At 67.7% G+C, this 19,057-nt stretch carries 17 protein-coding genes and 1 pseudogene; 2 read left to right on the top strand and 16 right to left on the bottom strand.

Annotated features, from left to right (window positions below):
• Positions 1-7: 7 nt before the first annotated feature.
• Positions 8-1,018 carry a hypothetical protein gene (locus ASD42_RS22125; protein ID WP_056819779.1) on the top strand — a complete coding sequence of 337 codons (1,011 nt, stop codon included), beginning with the start codon at positions 8-10 and terminating at the stop codon, positions 1,016-1,018.
• 17 nt (positions 1,019-1,035) lie between these two features.
• On the opposite strand, the gene ASD42_RS22120 is transcribed toward ASD42_RS22125, so the two are convergent.
• Entirely contained in the window at positions 1,036-2,172 is a 1,137-nt protein-coding gene (locus ASD42_RS22120; protein WP_056819777.1) for an epoxide hydrolase family protein, read from the bottom strand.
• A gap of 62 nt (positions 2,173-2,234) precedes the next feature.
• On the opposite strand from ASD42_RS22120, the pseudogene ASD42_RS22115 reads away from it, so the two are divergent.
• Positions 2,235-3,222: pseudogene (locus ASD42_RS22115) on the top strand (helix-turn-helix transcriptional regulator).
• A 10-nt stretch (positions 3,223-3,232) separates the two neighbouring features.
• Here ASD42_RS22115 and ASD42_RS22110 read toward each other — a convergent pair.
• The 15 genes from ASD42_RS22110 to ASD42_RS22040 all read right to left on the bottom strand — a co-directional run bounded on the left by ASD42_RS22110 (position 3,233) and on the right by ASD42_RS22040 (position 18,926).
• Complete coding sequence (locus ASD42_RS22110) at positions 3,233-4,348, bottom strand: serine hydrolase domain-containing protein (protein ID WP_056819774.1); 1,116 nt, start codon at positions 4,346-4,348, stop codon at positions 3,233-3,235.
• 117 nt (positions 4,349-4,465) lie between these two features.
• The gene (locus ASD42_RS22105; RefSeq protein ID WP_056819771.1) at positions 4,466-4,894 is read right to left on the bottom strand and encodes a nitroreductase/quinone reductase family protein; all 429 of its coding nucleotides are present in this window, start codon (positions 4,892-4,894) and stop codon (positions 4,466-4,468) included.
• 46 nt (positions 4,895-4,940) lie between these two features.
• Positions 4,941-5,768, bottom strand: coding sequence for an alpha/beta fold hydrolase (locus tag ASD42_RS22100; protein ID WP_056819759.1), 828 nt, complete (start codon positions 5,766-5,768; stop codon positions 4,941-4,943).
• A gap of 107 nt (positions 5,769-5,875) precedes the next feature.
• The gene (locus tag ASD42_RS22095; protein ID WP_056819757.1) at positions 5,876-7,240 is read right to left on the bottom strand and encodes an MFS transporter; all 1,365 of its coding nucleotides are present in this window, start codon (positions 7,238-7,240) and stop codon (positions 5,876-5,878) included.
• Positions 7,241-7,363: 123 nt separating this feature from the next.
• Positions 7,364-7,564 carry a hypothetical protein gene (locus ASD42_RS22090; RefSeq protein WP_056819754.1) on the bottom strand — a complete coding sequence of 67 codons (201 nt, stop codon included), beginning with the start codon at positions 7,562-7,564 and terminating at the stop codon, positions 7,364-7,366.
• Between the two features lie 279 nt (positions 7,565-7,843).
• A complete protein-coding gene (locus ASD42_RS22085) occupies positions 7,844-9,265 on the bottom strand; it encodes a three-helix bundle dimerization domain-containing protein (RefSeq protein WP_235569773.1) in 1,422 nt (473 codons plus the stop codon).
• A 227-nt stretch (positions 9,266-9,492) separates the two neighbouring features.
• A complete protein-coding gene (locus tag ASD42_RS22080; RefSeq protein ID WP_056819750.1) occupies positions 9,493-10,080 on the bottom strand; it encodes a hypothetical protein in 588 nt (195 codons plus the stop codon).
• Positions 10,077-12,464, bottom strand: a complete 2,388-nt coding sequence (locus ASD42_RS22075) for an ATP-binding cassette domain-containing protein (protein ID WP_056819748.1) — start codon at positions 12,462-12,464, stop codon at positions 10,077-10,079. The genes ASD42_RS22080 and ASD42_RS22075 overlap by 4 nt, the downstream gene beginning before the upstream one ends.
• A 62-nt stretch (positions 12,465-12,526) precedes the next feature.
• Positions 12,527-13,732, bottom strand: coding sequence for a GNAT family N-acetyltransferase (locus ASD42_RS22070; RefSeq protein ID WP_056819745.1), 1,206 nt, complete (start codon positions 13,730-13,732; stop codon positions 12,527-12,529).
• An 80-nt stretch (positions 13,733-13,812) separates the two neighbouring features.
• The gene (locus ASD42_RS22065; RefSeq protein ID WP_056819743.1) at positions 13,813-14,424 is read right to left on the bottom strand and encodes a maltokinase N-terminal cap-like domain-containing protein; all 612 of its coding nucleotides are present in this window, start codon (positions 14,422-14,424) and stop codon (positions 13,813-13,815) included.
• 8 nt (positions 14,425-14,432) lie between these two features.
• Positions 14,433-15,881 carry a S8 family peptidase gene (locus tag ASD42_RS22060; protein ID WP_082843684.1) on the bottom strand — a complete coding sequence of 483 codons (1,449 nt, stop codon included), beginning with the start codon at positions 15,879-15,881 and terminating at the stop codon, positions 14,433-14,435.
• Positions 15,882-15,950: 69 nt separating this feature from the next.
• Positions 15,951-16,223, bottom strand: coding sequence for a hypothetical protein (locus ASD42_RS22055; protein ID WP_235569772.1), 273 nt, complete (start codon positions 16,221-16,223; stop codon positions 15,951-15,953).
• Positions 16,220-17,770: a radical SAM protein gene (locus ASD42_RS22050; RefSeq protein WP_056820433.1), complete on the bottom strand. Its 1,551-nt coding sequence runs from the start codon at positions 17,768-17,770 to the stop codon at positions 16,220-16,222. The genes ASD42_RS22055 and ASD42_RS22050 overlap by 4 nt, the downstream gene beginning before the upstream one ends.
• A 5-nt stretch (positions 17,771-17,775) precedes the next feature.
• The gene (locus ASD42_RS22045; RefSeq protein WP_063893698.1) at positions 17,776-18,174 is read right to left on the bottom strand and encodes a hypothetical protein; all 399 of its coding nucleotides are present in this window, start codon (positions 18,172-18,174) and stop codon (positions 17,776-17,778) included.
• Complete coding sequence (locus tag ASD42_RS22040; RefSeq protein WP_056819735.1) at positions 18,171-18,926, bottom strand: prolipoprotein diacylglyceryl transferase; 756 nt, start codon at positions 18,924-18,926, stop codon at positions 18,171-18,173. Before ASD42_RS22040 ends, ASD42_RS22045 begins: the two co-directional genes overlap by 4 nt.
• Between the last annotated feature and the right edge of the window lie 131 nt (positions 18,927-19,057).

Genomic DNA, 19,057 nt, shown 5'->3' with positions numbered 1-19,057 from the left:
ATTCACCATGGAGAAATCGGTACTGATCATGGGCGGTTCGGGGCAGGCGGGGTCGAACACCGCCGCCCTGTTGCGCCGCTGGTACCCGAGCCTGCCGTTGACCATCGCGGGTCGCGATCTCGGCCGGGCGCAACGTGTGGCCGACGAACTCGGCACCGCGACCGCTGTCACGATCGATCTGTCGCGCCGCGATCTCGGCCTCGCCGATGCCGCCTACTCGGCGGTGGTCGCGACACTGTGGGACGACAGACTCAACGGCCTGCACTACGCGCAGGACCACAGACTGCCCTACCTCAGCATCTCCAGCGGCCTGCTCGACATCGGCCCGGAGATCGTCGCGGGCGCGCAAAGGTCGAGTGCGGCACCGGTTCTGGTCGCCAGCCACTTGATGGCGGGAATCATCGTTCTCGCCGCACTGGAGTCCGCGCGCGAGTTCGACCGCGTCGACTCGGTTCGTGTCGGTGTCGCCCTCGACGACACCGACACCGGCGGACCGGCGGGAATCGCGGACCTGGAGCGTTGGTCGGCCGTCACCTCGGCGGGCCTGGTGCGACGCGACGGCGTTTTCACCTGGCTCACCGAGGCCGAGGCACGAGCGGACGTCTACACGGTCGACGGCACCGCGCTGCCCGGTCAGAGCATCCCGGTTCTCGATGTGCCGAGCCTGGCCCTCGCGACCGGCGCACCGAACGTCCGGGTCGACTTCGCCGTCGGTGAGACCCCGACCAGACGTCGCGGCGAACCTGCCTCCGTCGAGATCAGCATCGATCTCGTCGGCACCGCCCGGACCGGCGAACCGATCGCTAGGACACAACATCTCGTCCATCGGGACGGGCAGCGCCCGCTGACTGCCCTCGGGATCGCGCTCGGCGTCGAAAGGCTGCTCGGCCTGCGCGGCGATCGTCCCGCACCGGGCATCCACACCCCGGAGGCACTGGTCGAGCCCGCCTACGCGGTCGAGCGGCTGAGCGAGATCGGTGCCGTGTGGCATCGAGACGGCGGTGCCCCCAGGCCGTGACCCGGAGGCCGACGTGCCTACCGCACCGAGCGGAAGAACTCGCGCACATCCTCGACCAGCAGGTCAGGCGCTTCCATCGCGGCGAAGTGCCCCCCACGGTCGTATTCGGTCCAGCGGACGAGGTTGTTCTGTTTCTCGGCGATGCCGCGAATCGTGGAGTCGCCGGGGAAGACCGCGACCGCTGTCGGGACACCGGAGCTGGGCAGGTCGGCGCCCCACTGTTGGGATTCCTTGTACAGGCGCATCGAGGATCCGGCGGTGCCGGTGAACCACAGAATCGCGATTTCGGCGAGTATGGCGTCGCGGTCGAGGGAGTCCTCGGGCAGCGCGGCGGCGGGGTCCTTGTAGGTGTTGACGACGTCGACGATCCAGGCGAGCAGGCCGACCGGCGAATCGGTGAGCGCGTGGGCCAGGGTGTGGGGGCGGGTGCCGTGGACACCCGCGTAGGCCGAGGTTTCGTTGCTGCTCCAATCCTGGAGTGCGGCAAGCTTTTCCTGATCCCGCTCGGTGTAGCCCGCGCCGTCGTCGTTCCAGGCGGGGATGGTGATCGCGGCGTTGAGGTGCACGCCGGCGACTCGCGCGGTGTCGACGCGACCCAGTTGCGGGGCGATAAACGAGCCCGCGTCGCCGCCCTGCGCGCCGTAGCGTTCGTAGCCCAGTTCGCTCATCAGCCGGGCGATCAGTTCGGCGGATCGCTCGGTCGCGGCGTGGCCGGGCTGATGCGTGGGTCCGGAGAAGCCGAAACCGGGCAGAGACGGGATGATGAGGTCGAAGGCGTCGCGCGGGTCGCCGCCGTGCGCACGCGGGTCGGTCAGTGGGCCGATCGTCGCGCCGAAGTCGGTGAACGGCCAGCCGTGCACGAGCACCAGCGGCAGCGCGTCCGGTTCGCCAGAGCGGACGTGGGTGAAGTGCAAGCGCTGTCCGTCGATCTCGGTGACGAACTGCGGGTGGGCGTTACGTGCGGCTTCGGTGGCGCGCCAGTCGAACCCGGTCCGCCAGTAGTCGGCGAGATTCCGCAGGTAGCTGGTGGGCAGGCCGTAGGTCCAGCCGGTGCCGGGCAGGTCCTCGGCCCAGCGGGTGCGGGCGAGCCGCTCGTGCAGGTCGTCGAGCTCGGACTGCGGGATGTCGATCCGGAAGGTGTCGATGTCGCTCATACCGGCAACGCTAGGGACCACTTAGGTCAATATCGTTCCTAAGTTCGCTGCATGATGAACGGATGTCCGACACCTCTGCCCGGCTGCTGCGTCTGTTGTCGTTGTTGCAGACCCACCGCGCGTGGTCCGGCGCCGAACTGGCGACCAAGCTCGCTGTCACCACACGCACCGTGCGCCGCGATGTGGAGCGGCTGCGCGGACTGGGCTATCCGGTGCAGGCATTGCAGGGCAGCGCGGGTTATCGCTTGGGGGCCGGTGCGTCGATGCCGCCATTGTTGCTCGACGACGAGGAAGCCGTGGCTGTCGCGGTCGGTCTGCGCACCACCTCGGGCGGCACCGTCACCGGCATCGAGGACGCGTCGTTGCGCGCACTCGCCAAGCTGGAACAGGTGCTGCCGTCGCGGCTGCGCCATCGGCTGACGACATTGCAGCAGTCCATGGTGCGGGTTGCCGCCCAAGCACCGCGGGTGGCGCCCGAGACCCTGCTGACGATCGCGGAAGCCTGCCGACGCCACGAGCGTCTGCGCTTCGACTACACCGACCACGCCGGTCAGACGTCTCGCCGCGATGTCGAACCCGATTCACTGGTCAATGTGAGCAGGCACTGGTATCTGGTCGGTTGGGATGTGGACCGGGCGGACTGGCGGTCCTTCCGCATCGACCGGCTCCAGCCGCGCGTGCCGACCACGATTCGCCCCGCGCCCACTGCCCGACGGCGACGCGGCAACCTATCTGTCACGCAGGCTGTCGGTCGCGTCGTGGCCGTGGCGCACTGCCGTCACCCTGCACGGATCAGCCACCGAGCTGGCCGATCGTGTCTGGCCCGGAATGGGTGTGCTCGAAGCGGTCGACGACTCCCGCTGCCTGCTGCACCTGGGTGCGGACTCCCCTGCCTCGCTGGCCTGGATGATCACCGCCTTGGACATCGAATTCACTGTCACCGATCCACCGGAGCTCATCACGGCGCTGCGCACGGTGAGCGAGCGCTGCCGTGACGCGATCGTGAATGCACCCGGTGCAACTGTGCATCAAGTGCCACCAATGCCCTGAGGCGCGATATTCAGTCACACAGTGCGTGAGTGAGCATCCCGGCGAGATCGACAGCGGAGGATGTGCCGGTGTAGACGATGGTGACCGCCCGCCCGGCTCGGGTGGCGCCCGCGACGGTGGAGAATCCGGGGACGCCGCCGATGTGGCCGACAAACTGGGCACCGCACGGCAGTGGGGTGTAGCCGAGACCGAGACCGTAGGACATGCCGTCCCCGTTGCCCATGTCGATTCCGTCGAGCATCTGCCGAAGTTGTGGCTCGGGCACGACCTGACCGGCCAGCAGCGCGAGGAAGAACCGATTCACATCGACGCCGGTGCTGACCAGGGCACCCGATGTCCACGGCACCGACGGCTCCATCGGTGTCGTATCGGTGACGGTCCCGTCGACGGTGGTGTAACCGGTGGGATGGGGCAGGCGCAGCCCGGTTTCGCCGGTGGCGGGCAGGTAGGTATTCGACAGGCCGAGCGGAATCAGGATGCGGTCGCGCAGTTCATCGGTGTAGCGATGTCCGGTCACTGCCTCGATCAGCATGCCCGCGACGATGTAGTTGATGTTGGTGTACTCGAACCGGCTGCCGGGCGCGAACTTCGCGGGGTTCTCCAGGGCCAGTGCGATCTCCTCGGCCGGGGTGAAGGTGCGACCGTTCTTGGCCGCTTCGTGCTCGTCGAGCTCGGGGGATCGAGTCGGCTCGGGCAGGCCACTGCGGTGGCCCAGGATCTGACGAACGGTGATCGCGCGACCGTCCACGCCGTCACCGGTGAGCAATCCGGGCAGATACGTGTCGACGGACCGGTCGAGGTCGACGCGGTGTTCGGCGACCAGTTGCAGCACGATCGCGGCGGTGAAGGCCTTGGTGACGCTGCCGATCCGCACATGCTGGGCAACGTCGGTGACGATCGGAGTCGCCGCGACGACATCGCCCAGACCGGAGCCGACGACGGTGCTCGCACCGTTCTCGGTGAGCGTGGCGATGGCCCCGACGGCGCCCGAGCCGACCATCGCATCGAGGTCGCCCCGCACGCTGTCCACCCGGGCGACCACGACGGGATCGGCCTCACTCGTCGTGCAGGCGGACAGGACCAGCGCGGCCGTGAGGATCGGCACGGTGAAGATTCCAAAACGCATGATCGAACGGTAGGAAGCGCAGGCCCACACAGACATCGGACTGCGGTACTACCACCACATCGGACTGCGGTAGTGGGGCAGGGCGGTCCGGTCGCCCTGCCCCACTACGTCATCGGATCAGTTCCGACTCAACGCGAGCACCGGGATGGTGCGGACACCCTTCGTCTTCTCCTCGTATTCGGCGAAACCGGGATACCGTCGCGCCTGCTCGGCGTAGAGGCGGTCACGTTCGGCGCCGGTGACTTCGGTGACGGTGACCGCGAAGGTCTCGGTGCCGACCTCCGCCTCTGCTGTGCCCGCCGAGACGAGGTTGTGGTACCAGTCGGGATTGGTGGGGGCACCGGCTTTGGACGCGAAGACATACATGACCTTCGGGTCGTTCTCATCGGCCAGGTACATCATCGGAGACACCAGTTGCCGGTCGGTGCGCCGCCCTCGGTGATGCACCAGCACCATCGGCGCACCCTCGAAGGGCCCACCCACTCGCCCGTCGTTGTCGCGGAACTCGGCGATGATCTTGCTGTTCCAGTCCTGGGATTCGCTCATGCCTGGCATCTTCTCTCCCGGCCTCGCCGTGTGCGAGCAACCACGCTCACGGCTCGTCGAGTACTTCTTGCAGCCGGGCGGCGAAGGTGACGGGGTCGTTGACGAATCCGGTGTGGTCGCCGGGGAACATGACCGGTTCCACGCCCAGCGCCGAGGCCAGTTCTCGTCCGGTGTGATCGCAGAACTGGCCGGTGGACTCGGCACCGATTCCGACGATCACGCGGGTGGGGATCGAGCGCAGCAACGGCGGGTCCGGTACCCAGCCGGTGGTCTGGCCTAGTTCATGGGCGAACCAGAAGCGTTCGCTGGCCACCTGCTGAGGATCGCGGTCGCCGCCGAAGATCTGTTCGAGCATCGGGTCCGGGATGGGAATCTCGGCTTGGGCGAAGAACTTTCGCCAGGCGCCGATCACCTCACCGGTGGCGTAGGTGGCGACGACGTCCTCGGTGAGCGCGCGCTGGGCATCGGCGTCGGGCAGCAGTTCGCGCAGCGGCGGTTCGTGGGCGACGGCGGTAGTGACCAGATCGGGGTGGGTCTGAGCCAGAGCCAGCGCGGTGACGGCGCCGCCGCTGGATCCGAAGACCACGGCCGGGCCCTCGTCGAGATGGGTGATGAGCTGGGCTAGGTCCCCGGCACGGGCGAGCACCGTCGAATCCTGGTTCGGATCGTCGAGGGGGCTACCGAAATGACCGCGCGGGTCGGTGGTGAGGACGGTGTTGGTGGTGGCGAGTTGTTCGGCGGCCGCGGCGAACGAGGCGGCGTTCATCGGGGCGCCGACGAGCACGAGTAGCGGTCCCGATCCACGGACCTCGTAATACAGGCGGGCGTCGGGCACCACGAGGGTGCCGGTGGTGACGGCGGAACTGGCGGTCATGAGGCTCTCCCGGATCTCGGCTACAGGTAGCACTCATACAGACGGTGCGGAACGTGAGAACTCATCGGTCGTTGCGAATGTTCTTTCACCATAACCTTTGTCGCAGGTCAGAGTTCTTTCGATGGCGAAAGTCGGGCCAGCGCCACCACGGTCACGCCGCAACCGGCGACGACGATCCACCCGAGCCGGGCCGATCCGGCACCGGCGATCAGTCCCCCGGCAACCGCGATACCGACCGCGGCGCCGACTTGCCGAGCGGTGGAGGCGATCCCACCCGCGACCCCGGCCCTGGCGGCGGGCAATCCGCTCACGGCGGTGTTGGTGATCGGGGCGTTCGCGAACCCGAAGCCGACCCCGATCAGCGCGAACGCGCCCAGCATCACTATCGGATCCGGCTCGTCGCCCGCGCCGACGAGCAGAGCTCCACCGGCAGTGAGGAATCCACCCGCGAGCAACAACGGCAGTCGAGCACCGACGCGGCCGACGAGGATTCCCGACAGCGGTGCGCAGAAGGTCGCGGCCACCGCGAGCGGCAGCGTGATCGCCCCCGCCGCGACCGCGCTCATCCCCCGTCCCTGCTGCAGATGCCAGGTGCTCAGCAGCAAGGTGGTGGTCAGCGCGACGAACACCACCACCGCCCCGACGACCGCGGCGGAGAACGGCGCGCGCCGAAACAGTGCGGGATCGATCAACGGCTCGGCCACCCGGCGTTCCACCCACACGAATCCGGCGGTCGCGGCCCCGACGCTGAGATATCCGGCGACTGCCGTGGCCGAGCCCCATCCGATTCGCGGCCCTTCGATGAGCAGCGCGATCACTCCTGCGATGACCAGCACCAGCAACACCTGCCCCACAACGTCGATCCGACGTCCCTGCTCGGCCCGCGATTCCGGGACGAACACCGCGCTCAGCACGAGAGCGATCACCACCACGGGTACCGCGATCCAGAACACCGACCGCCACCCGAACCAATCGACCAGCGCCCCTCCCAGCGTCGGCCCGACCGCCATGCTCACCCCGAACACCGCCGCCCACACCCCGATCGCCCGTGCGCGCTGCCGCGGATCGATGATCGTCGACACCACGATCGCCAACGCCACCGGGCTCAGCATCGATCCACCCACGCCCTGGGCGATCCGCGCCGCGATCAGTACCTCGACCGTCGGCGCCAGCGCGCACACCGCCGAAGCGATGCCGAAGACCGCAAGGCCGAGCCGGAATACCCGACGCCGCCCGACCCGATCCGCGATCGCCCCGGAGGTGATGAGAAAGCTCGCCAGCGCCAAGGTGTAGGAGTCGACGACCCACTCCAGGCCCTGCGGCCCGACCCCGATGCCGTCACCGATCGCGGGCAGGGCCACGGTGACGATGGTCGCGTCGAGACCGACGACGAACAGGCTCAACGAACAGACCGCCAGCACCGCCCAGGGACGAACGGTGGTGGTGCGGGCGCGAATAGGGTTGTCCAGCATGGGCGGTCCTCCTCGAATCGAGGACCCGAGTATCACCAGCTGTCAGCCGAGCTGCCCAGAAAAATTGCCGAATCGGCAAGGATGTTCCCAGCTATGGCACATTCGCCGACGGGGGCGGTCGAGCTAACGGCGGCGGCGAAGTTCGTCCGCGCGTGCGCGCAGTGTCGCGGCGACCAGTTCGCGACCTTCGTGCGCCAGATCGACCACTTCGCGGGCGCTCTTGCGTCCCGCGTCGCTCACGATGCTCGCCAGCGCGGTACCTGTTCGGCGCGCCGCGATGGACAGTTCGTTGAGCAGTTCTCGGCCGGGTTCGAATTTGTCCATCTCGGTGGGACTCCATTCGCAGTGCAAACCAGCTGGTATCACCTGGAAAGCTCAGTGTACAGTCGTGCACTGAATACGTGTCAAGCCCCCCGGGTCGCGGTGACTACGATTCCCGCATGTCAGTCCATGCGTCAAGGGGGTTCGCCTGCTGAGTTCTCACCCGGAAACACGCGAGCACGCAATGATTCGACCGACGAGCACCGGCACTACCGCGGCAACGAGCGAACGAACGCCGATGCCGCACAGCGGAGAGCTGCACGGCACCAGGGTGGGGCAGGTTCAGTTGTAGGAGTTGGCGACCCCGTCGAGCAGGTGCTCGAGGGTCTCGTAGGCCGGTACGTCGACCACGTCGATCAGATCGGCGGCCACCGGCACCGAACGCTCAGCGGCGACCGAGGTGAACTGGGCGGTGTCGCCGGTGCGGAAGCCGTGTTCGGTGGCCAGACGGCGCAGCTCGGGGTTGTCGGTGAGGAGTTTGCCGATCTTGTCGCCGGTGGGATTCAACGGGACCAGCGTGTGACTCGACAGGACGGTCGGGGTCGGGTACGTCAGCACCATGTCCGGCTTGATCCGGCCCTTGCCCGCCGCTTCGACGAACTGCGCCTCGTAGATGCAGACCAGCGGGGTCGGGCCCATACCGTTGGTGAGGTACTGGTTGAACGGTCCTTCGCTGCTGTTGTCGGTGTAGCCCTGGGCGAGGAACAGTTTCGACAGGGCGGGCAACACGTGCTGTTCGGCGGTGGCGCCGCGCACGATGGTGTGGTCGTTGGCGACGTAGCTGGCGATCGACAGGTACATGGCCGCGGAATTGGAACTGCGCGGATCGGTGGTGGAGACCAAGATGTTCTTGGCCACCGGGTAGGTGGTGTTGTCGGGCAGGTCGTCCCACTGCACGCCGGTGCCGGCCAACTCCAGGTACTTGTTCATGTCGAACGTCGCGACCGGACCCGGCTTGATCACCCCGGCCGTCGTCAGCAGGTCCGCGATCGGCCGGTAGGTGGCGATGGCGATGGGCGACGAGAACGGCGTGTATTCGGTGGTGATGTTGCGCTGGCGCTGGATTCGTTCCGCGGCCGGAATGCTGGACGGGAACGCGAAATCGAAGGCGCCGAGATCGACGGTGGTCGCGATCTGGCGCGAACCGGCCGGTTCGACCTCGACTCGGATGCCGTTGTCGGCGAGCACCTTCACCACGCGCTCGTCAGCGAAGAACGACATCTTCTCCGACCCGACGACACCGCGCACCACAGTCGCCGCGGCGACCGGAGCGGCGGCCGGAGCATCCGCGCCTCCGGGCAACAGCACGACCCCGGCCACGACGGCGGCGACCACCACGACCGCGCCGAGCGACATCGGCACCACCGCCCGCCTGCTCACCAGCCGCTCGGTCTGCTTCTCGGTCGTGTTCGACTCTCGCGCGATGAGCTCGGAGGCCCGCACGCTGGCCGAGGGGGCCGGAATCCGTACCGTCGGATCGGGATCGGCGAGTTCACGGCGTACGATCCGCTCGACCAGAATCGGCACGAACTCCCGGATCGGCTTATCGGTGAAACGATGGTGCGCGGCGCCTACCGCCGACGTCACCTGGTCGACGGGGACGTTCTCGGACAGGTCTTCGACCAAACTCTCGGTCATGCGCCGCATAGCCAGCTCTTCACGCTGGACGGCATCGGCAGCTAGGCCGGGTACTACGCGCGACACCACAATTCTCCTGGGCTCACAATCGGGCTCTGCGGACGCGGCGCGCCGAACAGGGCCCTCTCCCCGTGCGCACGCCGCGGGCCACGCTACCGGCGCGCAGCACAGTTACCCCAGCTGTGAGCGAGGGTGCACACAGAGTTCAGCACGCGCTCGACTGCCCGCAATGTCGCGTTGTCCCCGAGTTCGCGTAAACCTCGAATTACGCACTGGCAGTGTGTGATTCGCTACTACAGCTCGGTCGCGGCACGAATCGGCCGACTCTGTTCCTCGGTCGCGGACCCGTGCGTCGCGTGCAGCGCCGCCCGCCAGAGTCCACCGGCGAGCAGTTCCATGACACCGATCACGACCAGCCCACCACCGGCCATCGTGGCCAGCCCCGTGACCGTCTGGAAGGTGATCGCGATGACGGCGATGCCGATCGCGGTGGTGACGAGCCCGCACACTTCGTGGGTCCAGCCGTCGACGATGCTGTCGTCCCACGCCGCGACCAGCGCCTGCACGATGCCGCGCACCGACCAGCCGATGCCGATCCACAGCGCGAGCAGTTCGATATTGCCGCCGTAGAAGACCAGTCCGGCCAATATCCCGGTGAGCGCGGCGCTGACCAGTACCAGCACCCGCAGCAGGAACGCGATCCGCGCCATGAACGCCAGATACGTCTGCACCGCGGTGCTCAGGACCAGCGAGATCCCGAACAGCGTTGCCAGGGTGGATTCGTCGCGCCCCGGCCACAGCAGCAGCGCCACCCCCAACCCGAACGAGCACCCACCGGCCACGAGCATCGCGGTGCCGGTCCGATCGGCGTCGCGGTTCATGTCAGCCGCTCCGCCAGGTAGGGCGAGGTCCGGCTCACCGGATTGTCCGCCACCTGCTCCGGTGTCCCCTGTGCCACGATTCGGCCCCCCTGCCCGCCACCGCCCGGTCCCATGTCGATCACATGATCGGCTTCGGCGACCACGGTCATGTCGTGTTCGACCACCACCACGCTCGCACCGCTGTCGACGAGCGAATTCAGTTGTGTCATCAGGATATCGGTGTCGGCCGGATGCAGCCCGGTTGTCGGTTCGTCGAGCAGGTAGACGGTGCCCGCGCGCCGCGCCCGCTGCAACTCGGTGGCCAGCTTCACTCGCTGCGCTTCACCACCGGACAGTTCGGTGGCAGGTTGCCCGAGCCGCAGGTAGCCGAGGCCGACATCGCGCAGCGTGTGCAGAGCGCGCGCGACGACGCCGACGTCGGCGAGGAAGTCGGCGGCGCGGTCGACGGTCATGTCGAGCACCTGGGCGATCGTGGTGTCGCGATAGGTGATTTCGAGGGTTTCGGGGTTGTAGCGCGCACCGTGGCAGGCCGGGCACGGGCTGTAGGTACTGGGCAGGAACAGCAGTTCCACGGTGATGTATCCCTCGCCCTGACAGGTCGGGCAACGTCCTTCGGCAACATTGAACGAGAACCGGCCGACCCCGTAGCCGCGAGCTTGGGCGGCCTCGGTCGCGGCGAACAGTTTTCGCACCGTGTCGAACAGGCCGGTGTAGGTGGCCAGGTTCGATCGTGGGGTGCGCCCGATCGGCGCCTGATCGACCTCGACGACTCGCACGATGTCCGCATCCGCCTCGGCGGCGGCCGAAACAGCGTGCAGCAGCGTGGATTTGCCCGATCCGGAGACACCGGTGATCGTGGTGAACACACCGAGGGGAATGTCGACGTCGAGGTCGTGCAGATTGTGGCTGGTGATCGCGCGTAGTCGCAGCGCGCCGGTGGGCGTGCGGGCCGCGCGCGGGGGGCGCACTATCTCGTCGAACAGGTAGGGCCGGGTGACCGAGTCGGCCACCTCGCGCAAGCCGTCGACTTCACCGGCGTAGAGCACTGTGCCGCCGTGCACGCCCGCGCCGGGGCCGATGTCGATGAGCCAGTCGGCGTGACGGACGACGTCGAGGTCGTGTTCGACGAGGAACACGCTGTTGCCCGAATTCTTGAGCCGGTCGAGCACTTTCGTCAGGGCGGCGGTGTCGGCCGGGTGCAGTCCCGCTGACGGCTCGTCGAGAATGTAGACGACACCGAACAGTCCCGACCGCAGCTGCCCGGCCAGTCGTAATCGTTGCAGCTCACCGCCGGACAGTGTCGGACTCTCCCGGTCGACGCTCAGATAGCCGAGCCCGAGTTCGATCAGCACATCGATGCGCGAGGTCAGATCCTGGGTGAGCACCGCCAGCGCCTCCGTGCCGGGGGTGTAGGGCCGCAGCACCTCGACGAGCTCACTCAGCGGCAGGTCGGCGAGTTCGGTGATGTTGTACCCGGCGAAGGTCACCGCGAGCGCTTCGGGTTTGAGTCGCCGCCCGTCACACAGCGGGCAGACGGCGGTGTGCAGGTACTCGGCCGCGCGGGCCCTGGTGGCCTCACTCTTGGATTCGGCGTGCGAGCGCAGCAGCAACTGCTTGGCGCCGGTGTAGGTGCCCTGGTAGGGGCGGTGGATGCGATGCGGTTCGCGCACGGGTTCTACCGTGACGACCGGTTTCTCCTCGGTGAACAGGATCCATTCGCGGGCGGCGGGTGAGAGTTCACGCCACGGGCGGTCGATGTCGTAGCCGAGCGCGCTCAGCACGTCGCGCAGGTTCTTGCCCTGCCAGGCGCCGGGCCACGACGCGATCGCGCCCTCTCGGATGCTCAGCGACGGGTCGGGGACCATCGACGCCTCGGTCGCTTCGTGGACGACACCTTGTCCGTGGCAGCGCGGGCACGCGCCTTCGACGGTGTTCGGGGAGAACGCGTCGGAGTAGAGGCGGTTGGTGCCCTCCGGGTAGTGCCCGGGGCCGGTCCTGGCCGGGGTGTCGGGGTAGTCACCTTCGCGGGACATGAGCATGCGCAACGTGTTCGAGATCGCGGTGACGGTGCCGACGGTCGATCGTGACGACGGCGAGGACCGGCGCTGGGCCAGGGCCACCGTCGGCGGCAGGCCGGTGACAGTGTCGACATCGGGAGCTTCGACCTGGTTCAGCAACCGTCGGGCATACGGCGCCACCGACTCCAGATAGCGGCGTTGCGATTCCGCGTACAGCGTGCCGAACGCCAACGAAGACTTGCCCGATCCCGACACGCCCGTGAACGCGACCAGGGCGTCTCGGGGGATATCCACATCGACATCGCGCAGATTGTGGACCCGGGCGCCACGCACCCGAACCGAAGGATCGACCTCGTGCGAATCCACAGCTACCTACCGTACTCCCGAAGCGGTGACCTTCGGGGCGAACGCGCCCGTTGGCGTAGAGCCTAGAAGGGCCAGCCCAATTGCGGAGCGCGGTCGGCGGTGAACGCTTCGTCGAACGCGCGCAGCACCTTCGGATCCTCGACCGCGATCCGGTGCGCGGCGGCGAAAGTGCTGGCGCGCTGCCCGCCGAAGTAGAGGGCGCCGAGAATGTTGATGTCGAAGGCGAGTGTCGCTGTCCGGGTGGTGGGCTCACATTCGGCGAGGCCGTCACGGATGCGCAGGGCGAAATTTCCGCCGGCGCCGCGGAACGGATCGTGCACCGCCAGCACGGTATCGAGGTCGGCGCGGTAGGTGCGGGCGGTCAGGGCGGTGGGTACGTTCATTACCCGTGCCCATAGTGCGTCTCTGCGATGGGTCACCTGCACCGCGCGTGGGTCGGTGAGCATGTGGGCCAGCGGGTCGTCGTCGGCGATCTCGGCTTCCACGGTGTCGACGAGGTCCATACCGAGCAGCACCCGCCACAGCGCGGCGTGCGCATCGGGGGTCACGGCACGAAATTCCCACACCGAGGCGATATCGCGGCCATCCCGCCGGAAGCGCCGATACAGGGCGTAGCCGTCGGCGTGCAGCAGCACGAACAGTGTCGTCGCGCCCTGGCGATGGCGCTCCACATCGGCGAAGAACAGGTCCCACTTGGCATCCGGACGATCCTGCGCACCCGAGGTCACTTCCTGCCAGCGTTGGTAGATCTCGCGAATCCGCGAGACGGCGTCGGCCAGCGTCTCCAAGGTGACACCACCGGGATCGGGTGTGGTGGAACGGAATTCGGCCCGCCGCGTATCGATGTAGACCGCGGTGTCGAGAATGGCGACCTCGTACCCGAACCGTCCGTAGATCGTGCCCTCACTGGCCGTGAAGATCGTCAACGGCAATCTGTCGGCCTCGGTTCGAGCATGCTGGGCCTCATAGAGCTCGCGCAGAATCCCCCGCCGCCGATGCGTCGGCGCCACCGCGACCCCCGATATGCCACATGCCCGCACCGACCGTTCCCCCGGCACGGTGACCGTCATCGTCCGATCCACCGTGTGCCCGACGATCCGGTCACCGTCCACCGCGACCAACGACCGCTCGACCGGAAAGACCTTGCCCCGGAATTCGTCCTCGTCACCGCCGTACCGCATCCCGAACCCGGCCTCTTGCAACCCCAAGATCGCAGCCGAGTCCGCCTGGGTAGCCGCCCGAACGCACACGCTCTTCGCCGATGCCATCTTCGTACCCTCCCACGCCACCCCACCACTGCACATCTGGTTTTCTACCCGCGGTGGCGTGGTGGGGAGCAGCTGTGGGGCTAGTCGGCGAGCACGGTGATCAGCTCCACGACCGGGCCCAGTGCGGAGGGCACGGCGACCGAGCCCGCCGCGCCGAGTCGTACGGCCGCGGGCGAGCGATGGAATCGCACCACAGCGGACCCGATGGGAACGTCGGTGTGGGTGATGTCGTCCAGACCGATGCCGACATCACCCTCGATCGACCGGTGTTCGGGCTTCGTCACGACGACCGTCGGATCCGGCGCGTCGCTGACGCTCTGAGCCTGAGCCCTCGTCCGACCTGTCAGCAGATCCACGACGGCGCCGATCGCGACCGGATCGCGGGTGCCGTCGTAGATCCAGCGCCGGCCCAGTACTCCGTGTTCGGCCGTGCCGACGAGCGCGGAGTCACCTCCCGGCAGCGGCGCCCCACGATAGGTCAACGGCACCTGATACAACACTTCGTCGGCACCGGAATCGTCGACGAACAGCAGGAATTCGATGCCCACTTCACCTGCGGGATCGTCGAGGCGGAACCCGCCGGCCTTGCGAATACTCGGTACCGTGCCCTGGTACCACTGCCGACTGGGCAACCACGTCGCGACGAGATCGCGCTTGGACGGGGTGACGGTGGTCTGGTGGATGACTGCCATCGCGGGTATCAGCCTTTCGCCGACATGGCGCGCACGTCTGGCAGGGTGCCGATGCGCTGGGTGGTGGGACGGCCGGGGGCGGCGGTCTGGGCGGAGCCTGTTGTGCGGAGCAGGGTCCTTATCTGTTCCGGGGTCGCGCGGCCGGGGCCGTGGGCGCGGATGCCCTGGTAGGCGGCGACGGCGCCGACGACGATCGGCGAGGCGCTGGAGGTGCCGCTGAATTCGTCGGTGTACCAGAGGTCTTCGTCGGGGCCGCCTTGGAGATCGCCGTAGCCGGTGGTGGTGACCTCACGGCCCCAGCCTTGGACGTCGAGGCGGGCACCGTGGTTGGAGAAGTCCAGACGCGAGCGGGCGGGGCCGTGGTCGCGGCCGTGCAAGCCCGGTGGTGGGGCGCCCGCGCCGACCAGGACGGCGCCGGAGTCGGCCCGGCCCGCGCGAAACGGGTTGTGCCAGGTGGCGGGGAAATCACCGGGGCGGGTGTCGTAGACGGCGTCGTCGAGGTTTTCGGCCCCGTTGCCCGCCGCTTCGATGACGACGACGCCGCGGCTCACGGCGTAGCGGATGGCGGCGAAGTCGTCGGGCCACCATTCCACGGCGATGTAGCCGCGCTGATCAGGAGTGGCCCGGTAGTCGAATCGCGGACCGGGGCGATGCAATTCGATGAGGACGATGTCGCCGGGGTTCAGGGCGTCGGCCGCGGAGCGGATCGCGGCGGCCGAGCCGATGCCGAACACGGAGATGGCCCTGATGTGGGCCTCGGGTGCGATCCCGGTGACGCCGAAGGCGTTGAGGTCGCCGCTGATCTCACCGGCGACGGCGGTGCCGTGATTGCGCCACCCCAGATCGTCGGACGCGGTGCCACCGATCATCCCGCCTTGGTTCTGGCGCAGGTCCTCGTGGGTGAACCGCCACGCGCCCTCGACATCGATCACCCGCACGCCGGTGCCGAGCCCGCCGGGCTGACCGTGTGCCCACACCGCATCGATGCCGTGGGGCGCGGCGTCCAGATAGGCCTGCCTGACCCGGAAATCGGGTGTCACAGCGGGCGCTCGCGGTGCGACGATGTTCTCGGCGAGGGGTGCCAGCGGCAGTTCGGCCGCGGGCTTCACATAGGCAGCGGCCACGGTGTCGTCCTCGCGCAGCCGATGCGCGAGTTCGCCGAGGTCACCCAGTTCACCGTGCACCGAGTAGTAGCTGAGGTAGTCCCCCGCGACCGACGCCTGCGGTGTGTCTGCCAGTCTGGCCGCGAGTCGGTTGTCCGGACCGAAGATCGGCACCAGACGTGCCGTGCCGGGGAGCAATTCATCGACCCTGGTGCGGACGGATCGGTTCTCGCGCAGGGCGATCGGTGTGATCTCCGGGCCGGTCGGCGTGGTGATGACGATCAGTTCGCCCGGCGGGACCGCGGGTGCGGGCACCCCTGATCGACGCTGCCTGCTGGATCGAGTGGCGGCCATGGTTACCAGTCAACCGTGCCCCGCGCTCGCCCGCTACTGTTCTGCCGCACCGACTTCGGCGACACGCCGTCACCACATCACGCCGACGACCCCGAACACAGCGATCGCCGCGACATAGGCCAGCACCAGGCGGGTGTCGCGCAACCAGCATCGACTGCGCCGCAACCCGGCCCGCCACGCCCGCCAATACCCGGCGAACGCGAGCGCGCCGAACCCGACCACCGCCCACGGGCCCACCAACCACGTCAGCAACGCCACGGTCGCCACCACACACAACGTCAACGGGTCGTGCGGCTGCTGGGCGCGCATCGCCTCCTCGTAATAGACCCCGCGCTCGCTCACCGCACCTCCACCGGCAGCAACGCCCGTCCCGACGGTGCCGCTGCCGACAACCGTTGCCGCGACAGCGCGGGCCACGCCTGCACCGCGCAGAACGGCGCGCACTGATCAGCATCGGCGCGAGTGCCCACATGTACGCAACACTGGGTGAGTCGTTCTTCGATCATCGTCGACATATCCATGAACGGTTTGATCGTGATCCGCACGACCCGTTCCCCGAGCAGTGTCCGCAACCGCTTGCGCCGTCCGGGCAAGGCCGACGACGCCAATGTCAGCAGGGTCGACATCCCCAGGTCACAGTTCTCGCAGATATTGCGCCACACCCGCCCGATCTCCGGATGCGACAGCGACGACTGCTCCGACAGCAGTCCCAGCAGCGATTCCTGCACCGCCATCCGCAGTTCGGCGGGCAGCGCCGAGTCCGCGATCCGGTTGGACACCAGCCCCAACTGCTGTTTCAACCGCTCGTGCCCGATCAGTGAGACCAGCGACCGCCACTGCCCGGCGTCGTCACGCAACAGGTAGCCGACCGAGCAGCAGTGCGGATGCGAACACGGCAGCGCGGTGAGGTCGCGCCAGGTCACCAGCCCGTCGGTCTGCGGGCCGAGTCGGCGCAGCACGCCGGTGTGGGTGAGCCGGTCCATCGGGTCGATCGCTCCCGACCGCCCGGACCCGAATTGCGGTTGGATCGAGACCCCGCCGACGAACGGGGTGTCCATGGCGGTGCGCAGCACCGCGCCGATCTCGTCGTCGTTCACGCCCAGCGCCACTGTCATCACCAAGGTGGTGAAGACGGCGTTCGACGAAAGCCGTTGCAGTGCCTGCTGTTTGCGGACCCGCAGGTCACCGCCGCGGTGATGGCGTGAGGCCTGCGCTGTTTCCCCGTCGTATTGCAGATACACCTCGACCCGGTCGCGATGGGTACGCAGCAGCGCCAGCAGTTCGTCGTCGACGGCGATGCGCAGACCGTTGGTGTTGAGCAGGATTCGGGTGATGGGCCGCGCGGTGAGCTCGGCCAGCAGGTGCGCCAACTGCGGATGCAGGGTCGGTTCACCGCCGCTGAGCATCAGCACGTCCAGGCGCCCGTTCTCGCGGGCCAGCCGCTGATCGACATTGGCCAGCACGTCCTCGACCGCCACCACACCGCGCAGTTCGGGCGAGGAGTCGGCGAAACAGGTCGGGCAGCGCAGGTTGCAACTGTCGATGATGTCCTCGAGCAGGATGCAGGTGTGCTGGGTCTGCATCTCGGGCAGTCCCCGCAGATACGCCGAGGGCACGGGATCGAAATTGCCGACGGTGTCGGGCAGGTGTGCTTTGGTCGGGGCCGTCCACTCTTCGAGGTAGGCCAGGATCTCGGGGTCCTCGTCGTAGAGGGTCCGGACCATGCCGTGGGTGCGGCACCCGCGTTCGAGGAAGACCTTCCCGTCTCGTTCGGCCAGCCACCCCGACAGTCGCGCGACCTCGGGCAGCGGCGTTTCAGGGTGTTCGTCGTGGCAGCGGGGACAGAACGCGGTGACATAGCGCAGAATCCGATCGCCCCGCAACGGCATCCCGGTCATCGCGCCATCCCGAACATGCCCGTGTACAGCTCGGGGTTGATAGCCGTGCACAAACCAGCCGTGCACACCGAGACCAGCGACCACCCGATCATCAGCCCCATTCCGAACCCCTTGGGAGCGGGGCGTTTGCGCCGGATCAACAGCCAGCCACCCCCGAAGGCCGCCGCCGCACTGACCACCGCGGTGAGACCGACCAGCGCCTTGGTCGCGGTGTCGTCGTTGATGGAGGCCACCACCAGGAACACGACGAATCCCGCGATCGCGTTGACCACGATGAACGCCATCGCACCCGCCAACGCCATCGCCGCGATCTGACCGCCCTGCCCCGGCGGCTTTCCGCCCTGATAGGGCGGTGGGGGTGGCATGTTCGGTGGTGGTCCGGGAGGAAAGTTCATGCCGCGACCTTTCGTCGAAGTACACCGTCGTAGTTGCCACGCCGATAGCCGATGGTCCAGCGCACCGCCACCAGGACCAGTCCCAGCAGCAGGAACCATTGCGGGCGAGTCAGATCCAGCCACACCGTGTCGTTGGCACGGGTGAACTCGACCAGGAACCGGAAGATCGCATAGGCCCCGACATAGAGGGTGAACAGCTCCCCCGGTGTGCTGATCCGGTCGCGTAACCACCACAGTGCGCCGAAAGCGGCCAGCTGGAACATGATTTCGTAGAGAAAACTGGGATGCATCGCCACACCGGCCACACACCCGGGGCACTGCGGCACCGTCGCGGGCGCGTGGATCCCCCACGGCAGACTTGTTGGCCGCCCCGGCGCCTCGGTGAGCAAGCACCCGATACGCCCCACCGCCATTCCCAGCGCGACCGCCGGGGCGAACAGGTCACCGGTCCGTTCCCGATAGCCGATGATCCGCTTCGCGATCAACACACCCACATACGCGCCGAGCAATCCACCCAGCACGCTGCGCGCACCGAACATCCAGCTCTCATAGGGATCGAGCGTCTCGGCCAGACTCGACAACCGCATACCGATCGCCCCACCGACCAACGCTCCGGTGACCGCGACCAGGGACTCTTCGCGCAGCGCGTCGCGACGTCTGCATTCGGTCACGAACACCACCGCGGCCACAGCTACCCCGAGCGCGACGAAGAACCCGTGCGTCGGGATCCCCCACATCAGCTGCGCCACCATGGCCAAAGGTTAGCGGGCACGACGGCCCGCGTGCGTGAGTGAAACTACTCCCGCATTCGGGTACTACCCTGTTCGTTGGTGAACGACGGTGCGGGAGTGAGTGTTTCGTTTAGAATGGTGCGAGGTGAGAT

The organism is Nocardia sp. Root136 (assembly GCF_001427185.1).
Lineage (GTDB): Bacteria > Actinomycetota > Actinomycetes > Mycobacteriales > Mycobacteriaceae > Nocardia > Nocardia salmonicida.
This window is presented reverse-complemented; position numbering and strand designations above follow the sequence as displayed.

What these genes read in the sequence shown, in the direction of transcription:
- ASD42_RS22125 (WP_056819779.1), top strand. Translation starts at nt 8, where the DNA reads ATGGAGAAATCGGTACTGATCATGGGCGGTTCGGGGCAGGCGGGGTCG.
- ASD42_RS22120 (WP_056819777.1), bottom strand. Translation starts at nt 2,172, where the DNA reads ATGAGCGACATCGACACCTTCCGGATCGACATCCCGCAGTCCGAGCTC.
- ASD42_RS22110 (WP_056819774.1), bottom strand. Translation starts at nt 4,348, where the DNA reads ATGCGTTTTGGAATCTTCACCGTGCCGATCCTCACGGCCGCGCTGGTC.
- ASD42_RS22105 (WP_056819771.1), bottom strand. Translation starts at nt 4,894, where the DNA reads ATGAGCGAATCCCAGGACTGGAACAGCAAGATCATCGCCGAGTTCCGC.
- ASD42_RS22100 (WP_056819759.1), bottom strand. Translation starts at nt 5,768, where the DNA reads ATGACCGCCAGTTCCGCCGTCACCACCGGCACCCTCGTGGTGCCCGAC.
- ASD42_RS22095 (WP_056819757.1), bottom strand. Translation starts at nt 7,240, where the DNA reads ATGCTGGACAACCCTATTCGCGCCCGCACCACCACCGTTCGTCCCTGG.
- ASD42_RS22090 (WP_056819754.1), bottom strand. Translation starts at nt 7,564, where the DNA reads ATGGACAAATTCGAACCCGGCCGAGAACTGCTCAACGAACTGTCCATC.
- ASD42_RS22080 (WP_056819750.1), bottom strand. Translation starts at nt 10,080, where the DNA reads ATGAACCGCGACGCCGATCGGACCGGCACCGCGATGCTCGTGGCCGGT.
- ASD42_RS22070 (WP_056819745.1), bottom strand. Translation starts at nt 13,732, where the DNA reads ATGGCATCGGCGAAGAGCGTGTGCGTTCGGGCGGCTACCCAGGCGGAC.
- ASD42_RS22065 (WP_056819743.1), bottom strand. Translation starts at nt 14,424, where the DNA reads ATGGCAGTCATCCACCAGACCACCGTCACCCCGTCCAAGCGCGATCTC.
- ASD42_RS22060 (WP_082843684.1), bottom strand. Translation starts at nt 15,881, where the DNA reads ATGGCCGCCACTCGATCCAGCAGGCAGCGTCGATCAGGGGTGCCCGCA.
- ASD42_RS22050 (WP_056820433.1), bottom strand. Translation starts at nt 17,770, where the DNA reads ATGCCGTTGCGGGGCGATCGGATTCTGCGCTATGTCACCGCGTTCTGT.
- ASD42_RS22045 (WP_063893698.1), bottom strand. Translation starts at nt 18,174, where the DNA reads ATGAACTTTCCTCCCGGACCACCACCGAACATGCCACCCCCACCGCCC.
- ASD42_RS22040 (WP_056819735.1), bottom strand. Translation starts at nt 18,926, where the DNA reads ATGGTGGCGCAGCTGATGTGGGGGATCCCGACGCACGGGTTCTTCGTC.